Origin of the sequence: Carboxylicivirga mesophila, from assembly GCF_018271975.1 — a bacterium.
Lineage (GTDB): Bacteria > Bacteroidota > Bacteroidia > Bacteroidales > Marinilabiliaceae > Carboxylicivirga > Carboxylicivirga mesophila.
This window is the reverse complement of record NZ_JAGUCN010000024.1, coordinates 67,038-80,357: the sequence shown is the minus strand read 5'-3', so window position 1 is coordinate 80,357 and position 13,320 is coordinate 67,038. Positions and strand designations below refer to the sequence as shown.

Sequence of the window (13,320 nt, the reverse complement as noted above, 5' to 3'; positions counted from 1 at the left end):
GAGGTTGATTGGTTATTTACATTGCACTTATCTACAAATATTTATCTCCGCTGGAGATAATAAAACAACTTCGGAGAAGTTGAATATTTATAGAACTAATAAGCCTACCCTATTAATAACAATCCCGGCGGGATTGCATATCATATAGGCGTTTCAATGTTTTTTTACATTTTTAATCGGTCTGTAATGATTAGTTTTTATAATGATTGATCTTTTTAAAATACTGTCATCCCCCTTCTTCTCAACTAGCTTTCAATATTGGCCCGGTCGCTCAGCGACTTTGATAAACGGGCGCTGGTCATGCTTGAATCTATGAGGTTATTCAAATGATTGACCAGGGCATTTAAAGCATCCGATGCCTGAATCTGCTGCTGCAGTTCAATCATCATTAATAAATTCTTAAGCGCTATAATTAATGGCTTTCGGGTTTCAGTCAGGGTTTTGCTATTGCCTGTATCCTGACTATTGCGCTGTTGCACCAGGCTTTCAAAATGGCTTTGATCGGCATTTAGCTCATCCAGCCAGGCAGTGGCTTCAACTATTGCGCAATCCGACTTGAGAGGTTCCTTTCCAAGATCTGTAAGCAGGTTTTGCATAGCAGCCGTTTGCTCCGGGTATGACAAACGATAAAGCTCATTGCCATATCGCTCGATAACTGCTTTTATGTTATGAGCCGCCTGTTGTTTGCTTTGCTCTTTTCGATAAGCACACGCTTCAATATAGTTTTTGAAGCCTAAAAAACGAAGATCTCGTTCCCTGTCAGCATCATTAATCTTAATAGTAAACGGATTCACATCATCACGTGTTAGTGCCTTATCGAACTCTTGCAAGCTACTTTCTGATTTCTCAACAAAGCTGCTGAATGGAGTTACATCTATACCGGCCGTTTTAATTATTGCTAATACTTCACGTGCGAATGTATAAAGAACCTTGTTTGATAATAAGGAATAGGCAATTTTATGCATGGTATTTGATTTTTAGTTAATAAGTAATAATTACAAAATGCGTTTATCAGGCTGATAGCCCGACATTTGATTAAAACCAGGCAGATGAAGTAGTTTCTGCAACTATTCGAAATACAATTGTCAAGGATTAGTGAACTGTTCTGCATGTTGCAGGACTCTTCCAAAGAAGCTGGCGAACTGCCCTGCAAGTCGCAGGAGGCTCCCATAGAAGCTGGCGATAAGCCCTGCAAGTCGCAGGAGACTCCCATAGAAGCTGGCGATAAGCCCTGCAAGTTGCAGGAGACTCCCATAGAAGCTGGCGATAAGTCCTGCAAGTCGCAGGAGACTCCCATAGAAGCTGGCAATATGCCCTGCAAGTCGCAGGAGGCTCCCATAGAAGCTGGCGATAAGCCCTGCAAGTCGCAGGAGGCTCCCATAGAAGCTGGCGATAAGTCCTGCAAGTCGCAGGAGGCTCCCATAGAAGCTGGCGATAAGCCCTGCAAGTTGCAGGAGACTCCCATAGAAGCTGGCGATAAGTCCTGCAAGTCGCAGGAGGCTCCCATAGAAGCTGGCGATAAGCCCTGCAAGTCGCAGGAAGCTCCCATAGAAGCTGGCGAACTGTTAAGCAAGTTGCAGGAGCATTTGACAGAGGCTGGCGATCCATCCTGCTAATTGCGAGAGCTTTCAATAGAAGCTGGTCAATAGCACAGACACTCATGTAATGCGAAATGACAGACACGTACTAAAACCTGCCTGGTTTAATAACATATAGAAAATAAAAATTGAAGGCTTAAGAAGGGGGATTACAGTATGTCAAAGATCGTTTAAACAGACAATTGCACCTTGCAACAGCCTGATTAATACTGTATCCCTATTAGTTTTTGGTGTTTATCTGGCTAACTATTGCTTCCCGACAACAGTTAGCAGACAACGATAAGCAATTTACGGTAGTAAAATATAAAGTTCAATAGGTGGAGGAAATATTTTGAGCTTATATTAGTTGTATATTTAGGTTATAAGCACAGGAGGTGGAAATTTTGACCTTAAGCGTAATAACAGTAAAATAAAAATTAGGCCGGAGGCCTTGCTGAATAAAACGTAGCGAGACGCTACGCTTAACGGGGGTGTCAAAATTTATTTTATACTATCTCCAACAATAATAAACTGATGATTATTGTAAACCTTCAAAGTATCTCCACCTTTAGTAACAACGCTACTTGTTTGTCCCTCCAGGTTATTATTGATAATTACACTTTCTTTATTTTCAGGTTTTCTTTTATTACTTAGTGGCGGTGGGTTATAGACCCCTAATTCAGCTAACAAACCGACTACTAACAAAGCAGACAAAACTAAAGCTGGAATCCAGAAATATTCATTAAGCTTACTCACACCATTAGTATTAAAAAAATGGTGAATCAATAAAGCAAAGACCGATATTGATGCAGTTAAACCAATAATCAACAAGATAGCTGATAATATATCAGTAGCTGACAAAACAATATTTACATTGATAATTAATAAAGCAATAACCGAAGAGAAAATACCAATCACTTCAATATTCTTTGACGCTTGACTTTTGATTTCTCCCTTTATACGGTCTAACTCATCATTAGATTTCTTAATGCTCTCTTCGAGCCTTTTTTGCTCTACTTTAATTGAATTTAAATAGGTGAGAGTAGTATTACTAACCTGTGTACTTGCAGTACTACCCCCTACGTATGCCGAAGATGAATCGTGAGAAGAAGAAGATGTTGAATTTGTATCAGCCATAACTTAATCCAATTTAGCTTTTAATATATACTCTTCAGTTTTCTTAAGGAAACTCTTCAACAACTCATCTCTTTCTCCCTTTCCGATTTCATATACTTCATCAGCTGAAGTATTGATATCCCTGTCTATTAAATATCCATTTACAATGTATTCATTCCCATTTTTATCTTTAGTGCCTAATTGACCAACATTTACTTTTTCAATGTCATTACATTTTTTTGCCATCACCTCTGATTCAATATTTATTCTAAGGTTTACCTCCTTAAGCTTTAAATCAGAAAAATCACTATTAAGTAAATTATTTGCAGTTGAAATATCTTTTTCGAGAAAGTATGTTCTAACTAGCCCAATTCGTTTAATCTGAACACCAAGTGATAAAAAATTAATTGAGTTAAATCTTTCTATGTATTCATTGAATTGCTCTAACTTTTCCATTAAAATATCAATTCTATTCTTAGCTATGCTTATAACAAAGTCTTTATAGCGTACCTCAACTCTTGGTATATCACTAGGAGCGCTATTATCTATTGGATTATATATTGTTCTATCGGACTGCCCAAATACATCTTGAACTATAATTGAGAAACTTTCAAATGCTTTATTATAATCTTCTTTAAAAAAGAATGCTGTTTGAATTTTAACTGTTTTCATATCTACATTTAATTTATAGCTCAAAGATATTATCTTTTTCCTTTACAAAACACAAATGCATAACACTCATAAATAACTCTCCGTTCGGCCTAGCGTCTCGCTATGTTTAACAAGGGACGAAAAGAAAATAAGAAGTAAACCTGTCAGGATTTGAAATCCTGACAGGTTTGTAAGCAAAAAAAGGGAGCCGTAGCTCCCTCTTCTGCATTTATATATAATTACTACTTAAGGGGCTTAGGACCCATTTCCAGTTCGAGCTTGCCACCTTTGAGCAGCTCTGCGGCCGGAAATTTAAAATCATTCAGTACTTCACCGTTCAGCTTAGCAGACTGCACGTACTTATTCAATCGCGAGGCATTTTTGGCCTCAATTGTAAAGGTATCGCCACGCCCATAGCGGCCGCCCAGGTCAATCACCACCTTCTCATACAAGGGGCTGGCAATTTCGTATACCGGGTCAACGCTGCAACCACCATCTGTCTGAAACAAGCCCATGGCGGCCATCACAAACCAGGCACTCATCTGTCCCTGGTCTTCGTCGCCCAGGTAGGCATTTGATACGCCATAGCCATAGTATCGATCCATAATGGCGCGGCTCCATTTTTGTGTCAGCCATGGCTGGCCTACCCAGTTAAACAGGAAGGCAAAATGCATCGACTGCTGGTTACCTTGCACCACCGGGTAATCCCAATACTGGTCGTTGATGCCATTGAATCGTGTTTTATCACTTTCTTCAAAGCCCCAGTCGAGGCGCTCAATAAAGCGCTCCTGACCAATCATTTCGGCCAGTGCGGGCACATCCTGCGGCACAAAATAGGTCAGCTGCCAGGCATTACCTTCCACATAGTGGTGGTTGGCACCCGATTTATATGGATCAAAGTCGTCTTTCCAATTGCCTTTGGCATCGCGCATGCGGGCATAGCCCATCTCCTTATCAATCACATTGCGCCAGTTGTAGCCACGCTCTAAAAAATATTGGTAATCTTCTTCTTTACCCAAAGCCTTAGCCAGCTGCGACACCGTCCAGTCGTCGTAGGCATACTCCAGCGAATTAGAGAAACGCCCCTCATCGTATGGCACGTAGCCATGCTCAAGGTAAGTCACCAGATCGCGGTTGCCGGCATAGCCACCGCCTACCTCCTGCCCCGGTGTGGTTTGCATTTTCTTCACGGCTTCATAGGCCTTCTCCACATCATAATCGCGTATGCCCATCTGATATGCCCCCACAATCATGGGTATCTCGTGTTCGGCCACCATCACCGGGATGTACTCCATCCCTGCCGGCCCTTTGGCCAGCCAGCCACCGGCATCGTACATGGCCAGCTGCGATTTCACCCAGCGGTTGCTCCACTCAGGCGTCACCAGGTTCCAAAACTGGTTAAGGTTCCAGAAGGTGTTCCAAAAGGCATCGCACCCCAATGCAGGCGATGAAGGATCATCCAGCTGACAGATATTCTCATCTGCATCGCGCCACTGGCCGTTCACATCACTGTAGGTGTTACGGCTGCACAGCGAGCGATACATACTGTTATAAAAGCGCATCTTCTCCATGCTGTTGGAGGTAGATATGGTAACGCGACTCAGCAGCTTGTTCCATTCCTGCACATGGTTGTTGCGTACAGCTTCAAAATCCCATCCAAAAGGCTCAGCAATCTCAGTCTGCAGGTTTTCAGCTGCATTGGCAATACTCACATACGAGATACCGGTGCGTGCCTGCACCTGCTTGTTGCCTTTAGTATCAAACTCCACAAAACAACCAGCCTCGTCGGGACGCTCATAGCTCATACTGTTAACATCCAGTACTTCATCGTTAATCCAGCCACCCATCTTAGCTATGGGCTGGTCAAACTCAATCACAAAGAAGATGATGTACTCCTGATCAATGCCACCTGCCCAGGTATTCTCAGTGAGCTGATGGCTATAGCCCTCGATGCGGTAGTCGCTCACCTGCTTCCATTCCACCGCCAGGTTCTGGTACCAGTATTCAGCCGGTATATGCAAATCAATCAGCACCCGCGATTGCTCATTATCAGGAAACGTATAGCGCTGAAACCCACAACGCGTGGTGGAGGTTAGCTCCGCTTTGATATTATAATCGGTCAACTGAACGCCATAATAACCAATGGGCGCCTCTTCAGTGGTTTTATCAATGCGTGAGCGATAGCCACTGTCGGGGTCACGCTCATCACCCACCTTAATCTGCAGTGGTCCGTTAACAGGCATCATGCCCAGGCCGGCCAGTGTCCATTCATGTATATGACTAAAGCAGCCGATGGACTCAAAATTAGGCTCGTAGCCTCCCTGCCATGAGGGATTCTGGTTATCGGGACTCAGCTTCACCATGCTGAAGGGCATCCATGGCCCGGGGGCAATCATCCAGCGCGAGTGGCCGGTACCTACCTTTGTATCCACGTATTCGGCCGGTGTAATAAGCGCATGAGGCTGTCGTACCACTTTGCCAGTTTCAACCTCCAGCCCATCTACACGGATGGAATAGGTACTAACCTGTTTCTGGCTGACGGCCGGCATGGGCGCTTCAAACACATAGCGTCCTTTCTCCACCACCTCCTGAAAGATGGGTGTGTTATCCACCAGCACTTCCAGCTTAGGCAGGTCGTTGAGATGTTCTACATCCACCAGTAATGGCTGATAGTTGTTGCCATCCAGCGCCATCTCATAAGCAGCCGGCTTGACCGCTCGCAAATGGATGTCTTTGTCGGTGCGCAACTTCACCCCTTTAGAACCTTCCAGACGAATCTGCCCGTATTTCACCCACGAGCCTTCCAGCGTAGTCATATTGATTTCATTACCACCTGTGCGCAACAGCTCTTGTGGCACAGGTATATCAATGGTATAGCCGGCTCCCGCTTCAGGTAGCTCATCAATAGAGCTGGTGGCTTTGGCAGGTAGCTGGTATTTCCACTCCCTGCCATTAATGGTCACTTTAAATAAGGGCAAATCTTCGGCGTTATAGTCGATTAAATCAACCACCAGTGTCCAGTGGCCTTTTTTAGGCAACTTATCCACCCCGAACAACACCGTGAGTGTACTTGAGCGCCAGCCCGAGGTGCCCCAGGTGCCGCCCCAGGTATCGCTGATACCCGGCATAATGTAAGGCCAATCGGTTTTAGCATCAGATGTACCTACCAGGTAGTAGGTATCTTCCCACCCAAAATCATTGGCTATGTAATCGTTATACCCATCAGGATACAAAGCAAAATCTGCTCCTGTTTTATTGCCGTCGCCAATTTGCCACACAACATGTTGCGCATTAGAGCTAAAAGTCAATAAACACAGGAACGAGAGTATTACGGATATCTTCATAATATCACTTTTTAAAAAGTTTACTTCATGTAGGCTTTCACTACCTTGGCCTCATCACTCCCTTCGTTGATGATTTTGTATGCACCGGCGGCAGCTGGTATCACAAACGTTTCGGCGTAATTAAAGCGTTGACGCATGCCGTTTTTTGTTTCCACAATAATGCTGCTACCTTCCACCAGTGACAATACATTACACTTATTCTCAGTATCAATCTCAATGCTTGAGTTAAAGTGATAACGCTCCACATCGTAGCTATGCTTCTCATGCGTTGCCAGGTGGTAGTGCTGCCAGTCATCACCTTCGGCCAATAAAGCAGGCTTGGCAACCAGCTTCTCCTTCACATACTCACCTTTACGGTCGAAGCACAGATTTTCCATACCGCGCTCCACATTAATTGGCCGGGGCTGGCCATCTAAATCCACACGCAACCAGTCATACATTTTGAAGGTGAAGATGTAGGGCGTGGTACTGATTTCGAGCACCAGGTTCTCGGTTCCTGAGCCATGAATCGTGCCCGGAGGAATGAGGAATAAATCGTGCTTATGGCTGTCGAGCACCTGTACATGTTTGGTAATATCAATAGGCTCCTTATTATCGAAGCTGTACTTTAAATCGGCCTCAAACCCTTTTGGATCGATAGACTCCTGGAAGCCCAGGTAGCACTTCGCATCCTTACCGGCATCCAGTATGTAATAGGTCTCTTCCTGTGTAATGGTTTCGCCAAAGTGTTTCTGTATATAATCAACCTGCGGGTGGCATTGAATGGATAGGTTGCCTCCATCGAAGGTGTCCAGAAAATCGAATCGAATAGGAAACTCATACTTAAACTGCTCGGCATGCTGTCCCATCACGGCCTTATACTCCTGAAACATGATAGAATCAAAAGACACCTCCAGCATCAGGCCATCGCTTTCGAACAGCAGACCATTCTCCGGTACAATCAGTTCAAAGGACCAGGCGTAGTTAATCACATCCGGATTAAGCTGCTTGATTTTGTCTTTGATCCACTGACCGCCCCAGGCCCCCGGCTCAAACCACGGACGCACACGAAATACATTCTGTGCCATCTGGTGTAGGCCCTGGCGTAGCTTATCGCCACTCATCCATACCAGCTCTTCGGTTTGTTGCCCGTCAATCACTATATCAATAGCAGGCAGCAACTCAGCCTTGTGACTATTAAGCACCACCCAATCAACAAAATAAAAGCGCTTGTACATCGCCTTACCAGCTGCCGGCTCTTCAGCACCCAGGTTACATACCGATTTAGCACGCGCCCTGAACTGCAGTTCATTCTTAGGCAGATCGACATACACCAGTAAGCCTTTGACACCTGACAAAGTAGCACCCGGTCCATAAACAATATTGATATCCGCACTGGCATCCAGCGGCATATTCGTCAGCTTTTCCTCCTGATAAAAGTCTTTTAACTGCAAACTGGTGCGCTTGCCGAAAATGGGGTCGTCACCACCCAGGAAAGGAGCGATCATAGCATCAATCTCATCAGCTGGCTTTAAGACTTCATGCATTGAAATGCTGTTAACCACTTTACCTTTCTGGTGAAGTGCTTCTTCCAGCTCCTTTACAATTTCCTTAAAAAATACACCAACATAGCCATCAATGATAATCACTTTCTCATTGGCCATGCACTCAGCCAATGCATTGCTGCCTGACTGAATAGCACCTTTATCCAACCTGGCGGTTGGATAAAGATCATAATTCCCTTTAGTTACATCTGCCTTCTGCAAAGGCAATAAAAACTGTTTTGTTTCCCTTATCTTGCTCATTACTCTTCAATAACCTGTTCCAACATTTCAATTGCCTTATACAGCACACCAGCCGAACCACGGAAGGTACCTGAACCGGTAGGTTCGTTATTCACGGTGTACCACTCGAAGAAACCATCGTTCTTCACCACACGCTCAGTCATTGGTAACAGCTGCTCATAGGCTTCCTGGTAAAAACCGTAGTTAATCAGCTGCTGTATCATACGTGCCCCAAACCAGGTCCAGTCACCACCATTCTGGTAGCCATAAGGATACATGCCCTTGTTCTCAAAGAAACCTTCGGGATATGGTGGGTACATGGTTAAACCAATAGACCCCGCCCCTGATGCTTTTACATTGGCAATCATCTTATCCAGTGATAGTTTAATTTGCTCATTGGTCAGTAAACCGGCCTCTATGGCAACGGCCGTACCACCATGGTAATAAATCTCGTTCTCGTTAAAATCGGCCGGGAATGGCGAACCATCCAGGTACACGTGTGGGATGAACTTGTCATTCTCAGTATCCCACAGGTGAAGCATGGTATTTTGGGCCAATCCATCGCGAATGGGTTCCCATTTAGCTTTTGACTCAGGCACTATCTCCATCATATTATTCAAAGCAATGATGAACATGGCGTTGTCATAGATATCGAGGCTAAACTTGGTATCCTCATCGATGAAAACACCCCATGGATGACTTTGCTGCACATCGCCCCAGTCGGCAGTGGTAGCACCCCAAATCAGACCATACTCATTGCTCCAGCGATGATTTAACAAGAACTCCATTGACCACTCCATGCGCTCAGCAACTGTTTTATCACCAATCTTCTCTTTTAAGAAAGCTGTATCGCCTGTTTTTGTAACATACCTGTAAACGGCCTGCACCAGTGATGTCTCATGGTCGGTCTCCACATCGTTTTTATGACCACAATAGGTTGGTTCCAGCTCATTGTAATAATACGTGTAGCCCCCTTCGGATTGTACCGCCTTACTTTGTGGAATAAAGCCATCAAGGATATTACCATCGTCACCTTGTAAACGGAAGAAGACACGCAGGTTTTCCTTCAACTCATCGTAAGGATACACTTCGGCCGACAGTTCGATAAAGGTATTGTAATCGCGAATCCATACCTCACCGTAACCATCGCCGGCATTAAAACCTGTTTTAACCACTTCCAGAGCTTTGGTTTTAACAAACTTGAAACTCTCATTGGTCTGAATAGATGTCTTTAACTCTTCGCTCACCTTTGGAGCTCTTCCACATCCCATTAAAGCAATGGCCATGAGGCCAATCATTAGTCTACTTCTCATTGTCGTATAACGTTTTTGTTGTTTTTTCTAATTCAATAGTCGCACCGTTCACCAGGTCTTTAAATGTTACTTCGTACTTATCAAGCTCCTTACCATTAAGCTTTGCCGACTGCAGCAACTTATTGTCTGGTGTGTTATTTTTTGATTTAATCACGATTTGTTTCCCTGAGTAATAATCCGGATTGAGGCTGATGCATACCTCATCAAAAGCCGGACTGCCAATCTGCATGGTTGGCACTTCATTGCTTAGGCCGGCTACGTCGAACAAACCAATGGATGCCATCACGTACCAGGCACCCAGCTGTCCCTGGTCTTCATCCTGACCGTAGCCATAGCCATGAATAGGATTAGTACCATAAAACTCATCGCAGATGGTTCTTGTCCAGTACTGTGTTTTCTCTGGCTGACCAGTAAAATTGTACAGCCATGAGATATGCAGGCTGGGCTGGTTACCATGATTATAAATGGTTTCCACGCCCGCAAAGGCATCAATCTCGGTACCTCCGCCAAAGTTATCGGCGCGCGACGAGAGGAAAAGCGTATCCAGTCGTTCCACAAACTCAGCTTCCCCCATCTTATCTACCAATTGGTTGATGTGATGTGGTATATAAAAACTGTACTGCCACGAGTTGCCTTCCTGGAATCCTCTCCAGGCTTGAAATGGTTTAAAATCGGAGATAAAATTGCCCACACTGTCCCTGGGATGAATAAAACCACTCTCTTCGTTAAAAATATATTCCCAGGCTGTTGACAGCTCTCTCAATTGTTCGTATTCTTTTTGCTGTCCCAGTGACCTGGCCATCTGTGCCACGGCATGCGCGCTGAATGAATACTCCAGCATGTGAGAGGCACAAAAAGCAGTCGCTTCGGGTATATCACCCCAATCGTCGGTATGCGCTATGTAACCGTTCTTCACAAACTGTTCCACATCGAGCTTGCCCGCTCCCATGGGTCGGTTTTTCCATTCCAGTTCATTTTTAAGAGCAGCCTCAAGTGCCAGTTCAACATCGTAATTACGAATGCCACAATTATAGGCTGCTGCAATGATAAGCCCAACAAAGTTGGTACCCACCCCCGATACGTAGCGGCTGTTAGCCAGGCCGTCGCCCAACCAGCCAGTATCCTTATATACCAGCAAGTGCGACTGCACATAGTCGTTATAGTACTCAGGCCAGGACAATGCCCAAAGCTGTGTCAGGTTCCAGAAAGCGCCCCATATAGCATCGGTGTTATAGAAATTATATTCAGGCTCACCGGCTGCATTCAAAGGAATTTGCCCAACTGAACCATTATTCTTCGGATAAGCCCCATTCACATCACTGGCTAAGCCTCTCCCCAGTATAGCATGGTATAAGCCCGTGTAGAACTTAGTCTTATCAGCCTCCGTGCCGCCCGAGACCTTTATTTTAGTAAGTTCATTGGACCATTGTTCTGTGGCTGCCGCTTTGGCATTATCAAAACTTAAGCCTTCACTTGTGCGATTAAGGCGGGCATTGTCAATGGATGTGTAAGATAAGCCTACCTGCATTTCCACCTGTTCGTTTGCTTCGGTTTTAAATGTTACATAAGCCCCCGCACCTTCACCACTCATTAGATCAGCACCTGCATAAACGGTATCACCTCTGAACATTCCAAACTCATCAATTGCCCGGTCAAGCTCTGCCGAGAAATAAATATCGATGAAAGCGCCGCTTTGGTATTTCTTCACATACTCAGGCTCTGTTCTCACCCATCCTTCAATGATGTTGGTACCCGCTTTTCGCACCATGGCATCCACTACTTTCCCACTTTCCCCTTGTCTGCGCCCAATATCAAATAAAATATGAGCTTGCTCACTCTGCGGGAATGTATAGCGATGAACGGCCACCCGCTTAGTGGATGTCAGTTCGGCTTTGATGCCATAATCATCCAGCACTACACTGTAATAGCCAGGCTGTGCCACTTCATTTTCTTTTGTAAAACGTGAGCGATAGCCGGCATCCGGCTCCTCCAGCAAACCTGGCTGAGTCAGCAGCGGACCAACAGTAGGCATCATGGCAATGCCTCCCACCTGGAATTCATGCACATTAACAAAGCTCTCAATAGAGGTATGCCTGTCGTCGTAGCCCACAGCTTCCCAACCCCATTTATTACCGTAATGTCCGTTGGTTGATGGTGCAGGCTTGGCCATCCCGAAAGGCTGTGCTGCCGGCGTATAGAAAAACCAGCGACTATGAGCCGTTCCAATATTCGGATTGACATAGTCATAAGCCGACTTTTCCGGTTTGTTACAGGCAAACAGAGCCGTTGCCAATAAGCCGGCTGTGACGAATCGCCTAATACTTGTTGATATGTTTGAACATATGTGTAGATACATCTTTTTGTGATTCATTTTGTCCTATGATTTTTTAACGCGTGTAAGCAACAGAATAAACACCAGTAGCCCGAATATGATCCATAAGCCACCGTTCAGGTGTGATTGCATAGCCAGGCCTACCAATAGCGGAAAAATGGCGCCCCCCGAGATAGCCATCATCATCAGACCGGATATCTCATCGGATCTGTCGGGATAATTACCTACTGTAATGGAATAGATTAAGGGGAAAATATTGGAAACACCCAGACTGATGAGCCCAACAAGAATCCAGGCTGCAATGCTATGCTGCACAAAAGTGAGTGCAAATACAAATACCAATGCCAATAAGGTGGACCATTTCAGGAATGTGTTGGCATTGCCTTTCATCAGTAAAATACCACCTACCAGTGTACCCAGCATCTTGGCAAAAAAGTAAACTGATTTGCCATATTTGGCGGCCTCTTCACTAACACCTATCTTAAGCTGCAGAAATGTTCCAATATTAGAGTTGATGGCCACATCAATTCCCACTACGGCAAAAATGCCCAATACCATCAATGCGATGTAACGATTACCCAACAGCTTTAGGCAAGAGCCTATGGTCACCTGCGAATCTGCATTCTTTTCCTCCGCTATAGGCGTTAGGCTCAACCACAACCAGGCAAGTAAAGCCACAATACCAAATAGGTACAAGCCAAACCGCCAGGTTCCTTCGCCTTCAAAACCAATAGCGCTGGCTACCAATGGCCCTACTACAGCAGCCACATACGGCCCCACCATTGAACCAAGAGACTTGATAAACTGTGACAGACTCAGGTAACCAGAGCCTTTTTCAGCGGGTACTACACTCATCAATAAGGGATTGGCAGCCACCTGCATAATGGTATTACCAATGCCCATTAATGCGAATGAAACCAGTATCACCGGCAGTGTATTACCCACCAGCGGAACAAATAATCCCAAAACTGTTATGAGGATGGCTATATTCAACACCCGCTTTTTGCCATATCGAGCCTGCCAAATACCGGCCGGAACAGAAATAAGAAAGAACCAGATAAATGCCACCAAGGGAATAAGCTGCAACAGATAATCAGGCGTATCGGCACTTTGCTTTAACTCATCTACACCGGTACCCACCAGGTCAACAAAACTGACCACAAAAAATGAGAATAACACCGGCCAAACGGCCTTCGATTTAGTGATTTTTGTATTTGTCATGAT

9 protein-coding genes are annotated in these 13,320 nt (G+C 44.9%); 1 reads left to right on the top strand and 8 read right to left on the bottom strand.

Going from position 1 to position 13,320, the window contains the following annotated elements:
- Window positions 1–245: 245 nt before the first annotated feature.
- A complete protein-coding gene (locus tag KEM09_RS17905; protein ID WP_212230384.1) occupies window positions 246–965 on the bottom strand; it encodes a DUF6261 family protein in 720 nt (239 codons plus the stop codon).
- Window positions 966–1,109: 144 nt separating this feature from the next.
- Between KEM09_RS17905 and KEM09_RS17900 the strand changes: the two genes are divergently transcribed.
- The gene (locus tag KEM09_RS17900) at window positions 1,110–1,616 is read left to right on the top strand and encodes a ribosomal eL19 family protein (protein ID WP_212230383.1); all 507 of its coding nucleotides are present in this window, start codon (window positions 1,110–1,112) and stop codon (window positions 1,614–1,616) included.
- 462 nt (window positions 1,617–2,078) lie between these two features.
- On the opposite strand, the gene KEM09_RS17895 is transcribed toward KEM09_RS17900, so the two are convergent.
- The 7 genes from KEM09_RS17895 to KEM09_RS17865 form a co-directional block, all read right to left on the bottom strand.
- Window positions 2,079–2,714: a hypothetical protein gene (locus KEM09_RS17895; RefSeq protein ID WP_212230381.1), complete on the bottom strand. Its 636-nt coding sequence runs from the start codon at window positions 2,712–2,714 to the stop codon at window positions 2,079–2,081.
- Window positions 2,715–2,717: 3 nt separating this feature from the next.
- Window positions 2,718–3,365, bottom strand: coding sequence for a hypothetical protein (locus KEM09_RS17890; protein ID WP_212230379.1), 648 nt, complete (start codon window positions 3,363–3,365; stop codon window positions 2,718–2,720).
- Between the two features lie 221 nt (window positions 3,366–3,586).
- Complete coding sequence (locus KEM09_RS17885; RefSeq protein WP_212230377.1) at window positions 3,587–6,688, bottom strand: GH92 family glycosyl hydrolase; 3,102 nt, start codon at window positions 6,686–6,688, stop codon at window positions 3,587–3,589.
- A gap of 20 nt (window positions 6,689–6,708) precedes the next feature.
- Entirely contained in the window at window positions 6,709–8,472 is a 1,764-nt protein-coding gene (locus KEM09_RS17880) for a class I mannose-6-phosphate isomerase (RefSeq protein WP_212230375.1), read from the bottom strand.
- On the bottom strand, window positions 8,472–9,764 hold the full coding sequence (locus tag KEM09_RS17875) for a GH36-type glycosyl hydrolase domain-containing protein (RefSeq protein WP_212230373.1): 1,293 nt from the start codon (window positions 9,762–9,764) through the stop codon (window positions 8,472–8,474). Before KEM09_RS17875 ends, KEM09_RS17880 begins: the two co-directional genes overlap by 1 nt.
- Window positions 9,754–12,120 carry a GH92 family glycosyl hydrolase gene (locus KEM09_RS17870; protein WP_212230371.1) on the bottom strand — a complete coding sequence of 789 codons (2,367 nt, stop codon included), beginning with the start codon at window positions 12,118–12,120 and terminating at the stop codon, window positions 9,754–9,756. Before KEM09_RS17870 ends, KEM09_RS17875 begins: the two co-directional genes overlap by 11 nt.
- A gap of 21 nt (window positions 12,121–12,141) precedes the next feature.
- Window positions 12,142–13,317: an MFS transporter gene (locus tag KEM09_RS17865; RefSeq protein ID WP_212230369.1), complete on the bottom strand. Its 1,176-nt coding sequence runs from the start codon at window positions 13,315–13,317 to the stop codon at window positions 12,142–12,144.
- Window positions 13,318–13,320: the final 3 nt, after the last annotated feature.

What these genes read in the sequence shown, in the direction of transcription:
- KEM09_RS17905 (WP_212230384.1), bottom strand. Translation starts at nt 965, where the DNA reads ATGCATAAAATTGCCTATTCCTTATTATCAAACAAGGTTCTTTATACA.
- KEM09_RS17900 (WP_212230383.1), top strand. Translation starts at nt 1,110, where the DNA reads ATGTTGCAGGACTCTTCCAAAGAAGCTGGCGAACTGCCCTGCAAGTCG.
- KEM09_RS17895 (WP_212230381.1), bottom strand. Translation starts at nt 2,714, where the DNA reads ATGGCTGATACAAATTCAACATCTTCTTCTTCTCACGATTCATCTTCG.
- KEM09_RS17890 (WP_212230379.1), bottom strand. Translation starts at nt 3,365, where the DNA reads ATGAAAACAGTTAAAATTCAAACAGCATTCTTTTTTAAAGAAGATTAT.
- KEM09_RS17885 (WP_212230377.1), bottom strand. Translation starts at nt 6,688, where the DNA reads ATGAAGATATCCGTAATACTCTCGTTCCTGTGTTTATTGACTTTTAGC.
- KEM09_RS17880 (WP_212230375.1), bottom strand. Translation starts at nt 8,472, where the DNA reads ATGAGCAAGATAAGGGAAACAAAACAGTTTTTATTGCCTTTGCAGAAG.
- KEM09_RS17875 (WP_212230373.1), bottom strand. Translation starts at nt 9,764, where the DNA reads ATGAGAAGTAGACTAATGATTGGCCTCATGGCCATTGCTTTAATGGGA.
- KEM09_RS17870 (WP_212230371.1), bottom strand. Translation starts at nt 12,120, where the DNA reads ATGTATCTACACATATGTTCAAACATATCAACAAGTATTAGGCGATTC.
- KEM09_RS17865 (WP_212230369.1), bottom strand. Translation starts at nt 13,317, where the DNA reads ATGACAAATACAAAAATCACTAAATCGAAGGCCGTTTGGCCGGTGTTA.